At 68.3% G+C, this 2,661-nt stretch carries 2 protein-coding genes; one reads left to right on the top strand and one right to left on the bottom strand.

Annotated elements, in window-relative coordinates; translation table 11 throughout:
* Positions 1–545 precede the first annotated feature (545 nt).
* Entirely contained in the window at positions 546–2,324 is a 1,779-nt protein-coding gene (locus BRAS3809_RS27530; RefSeq protein ID WP_008965281.1) for an acyl-CoA dehydrogenase family protein, read from the bottom strand.
* 24 nt (positions 2,325–2,348) lie between these two features.
* Between BRAS3809_RS27530 and BRAS3809_RS37140 the strand changes: the two genes are divergently transcribed.
* A partial coding sequence (locus tag BRAS3809_RS37140) for a hypothetical protein (protein ID WP_210161115.1) occupies positions 2,349–2,661 on the top strand: 313 nt, incomplete at its 3' end.

Here is a 2,661-nt window from a genome sequence, read left to right on the forward strand (position 1 = left end):
TCCATCCGGAGGGCGGGACTCGAAGCGCATAGCTCGGGCGCGCAACGCGTCGCGAGAGCGCGGATGCTCATTTCATCACGACAGGCTGTTTGATGGCGTGGAACGGGATTTGGCTGCTTGCGTGATCGCGAGCGGAGCAGGGGCAGGCGTGCACCACATCTCACTGTCGTCCCGGGCTTGGCCCGGGACCCATAGCAACAGGGAGGAGTGCGAGGCACGATGGTCGACCCGTCTTTCTCCCCCACATCCGCCGGTGGCTATGGGTCCCGGGTCAAGTCCGGGACGACATCGAATGTGTGGCGGGCGTCTCGGCAACGACCGAGACGAAAGCGGCATCGACCGATGACGATCATGGGCGCAGCGATCGCCACACAACCAGCGTCGTCCCGGACAAGCGCGCGGAACGCGCGCGCCGATCCGGGATCCATAACCCCAGGGAGAAGTGCGGGGCACGATGGCCGACCCGTCTTTGTCCACCACATCCGCTGGTGGCTATGGGTCCCGGGTCAAGCGCGGGACGACACTGTGTGTGTAGCTCGGGCGCCTCACGCCACCAGCACGGCCTCGGCCGCGAGCACGGCATCCGCGCCGTCGGTGACGGTCTTTTCCAGCGATGGCGCCTGCACCGCGAAGGTCTCGGCAAAGAAGCGGGCCAGCGCCACATGACGCGCGCCCTCGGTCTCGTTCTCGCTGCGCGCGGCGAGCGCCTCGTTGGCGAGCATGCAGCCGCCGAGCGCGGAGCCGAACAGGCGCAGATAGGGCGTGGCGCCGGCGAGCGCATCGTTCGGCGCGGTGCCGAGCTTCTCCAGCAGCCAGCGGCTCGAGCGGTCGAGGCTGCCCAGCGCCTCGCGCAGCTTGGCGCCGGTCGTGCCGAACGCCGGATCGTTCGAGGCCTCGACGCGGCGGACGATGTCGGTGAGCTCGTCGAGCAGCTTGAACACCGAGGCGCCGCCGTTCGCGCCCAATTTGCGGGTGACGAGGTCGATCGCCTGGATGCCGTTGGTGCCCTCGTAGATCGCGGTGATGCGGGCGTCGCGATAATGCTGCGCGGCGCCGGTCTCCTCGATGAAGCCCATGCCGCCATGGATCTGCACGCCGAGATAGGCGACCTCGTTGCCGATGTCGGTGGAGAACGCCTTGGCGATCGGCGTCAGCAGCGCGCCGCGGGCGGCGGCCTCGGCGCGCACCGCCGGATCCTTGGCGCGCACGGCGACGTCGAGCGCGACGGCGGTGGCGTAGCAGATCGAGCGCGACGCGGCGGTCAGCGAGCGCATCTGCATCAGCATGCGCTTGACGTCGGGATGGGCGATGATCGCGTCCGAGCCGGTGCCTTTGCTGCCGACGGCGCGGCCCTGTTTGCGGTCCTGAGCATAGGCCAGTGCCTGCTGATAGGCGCGATCGGCGACGCCGACGCCCTCGAGGCCGACGCCGAGCCGGGCCTGGTTCATCATCGTGAACATGCAGCGCATGCCGGCATTCTCTTCGCCGACGAGATAGCCGATGGCGCCGCCATTGTCGCCCATGGTCATGGTGCAGGTCGGCGAGGCGTGCATGCCGAGCTTGTGCTCGACGCCGGTGGCATAGATGTCGTTGCGGGCGCCGAGCGAGCCGTCCGCGTTGACGAGGAACTTGGGCACGAGAAAGAGAGAAATGCCCTTGGTGCCGGCCGGCGCATCCGGCAGACGCGCGAGCACGAAATGCACGATGTTGTCGGTCATGTCGTGCTCGCCATAGGTGATGTAGATCTTGCTGCCGGTGATGCGGTAGGTGCCGTCGGCGGCGCGCTCGGCGCGGGTGCGCAGCGCGCCGACGTCGGAGCCGGCCTGCGGCTCGGTGAGCTGCATGGTGCCGGTCCACTCGCCGGAGATCAGCTTGCCGAGATAGATGTCCTTGAGCTCCTTGCTGCCATGGGCGTCGAGCGCCTCGATGGCGGAGAGGGTCAGCAGCGGGCACAGGCCGAAGGCGACATTGGCCGCGCTCCAGATCTCGGTGCAGGCGGCGTTGACGGCGAGCGGCAGGCCCTGGCCGCCATGCGCCTCGGGGCCGGACACCGCGTTCCAGCCGGCCTCGGTCCAGCGCTTGTAGGCGTCGGGCCAGCCGGGGGCGGTGGTGACCTTCTTGTCGGCGAGCTTGATCCCATTGATGTCGCCGATCTTGTTGAGCGGCGCGAGCACGTCGGTGGCGAACTTGCCGGCCTCCTCCAGCACCGCGGCGGTGATGTCCGGATCGAAATCGCCGTAATGGCCGGCCTCGACCGCCGCCTTCAGCCCGGCGCCGTGGTTGAGGGCGAGCAGCATGTCGTTGAGCGGGGCGCGATAGGTCATGGCGTGTCCTCGGAGGCTTGGAAAATGAGCCGGTTTGGCCGCCGTCATCCCATGAAACCGCCCGGTCCTCAACTTTTTCGCATCCGCCTGCGGCAGGGCGCCATGGCGGCCTCGGACGGCCGGGATAAAGGCTTGCCGCCATTGACGAATTGGCTGCACCGGCGGATCACCGAAGGGGCGCGCAAAATTCCTCCGGCGCGGCGGTTGAAATGGACGGGCGCGCTCGGTAGACCACGGGCGCCGATCCGGAATCGCGCGGGCGTTCGCACGCCCGGCGATCCGGCCGACCTGATGGGGCGTAGCCAAGCGGTAAGGCAGCGGATTTTGATTCCGCCAT

The organism is Bradyrhizobium sp. STM 3809 (assembly GCF_000239795.1).
Lineage (GTDB): Bacteria > Pseudomonadota > Alphaproteobacteria > Rhizobiales > Xanthobacteraceae > Bradyrhizobium.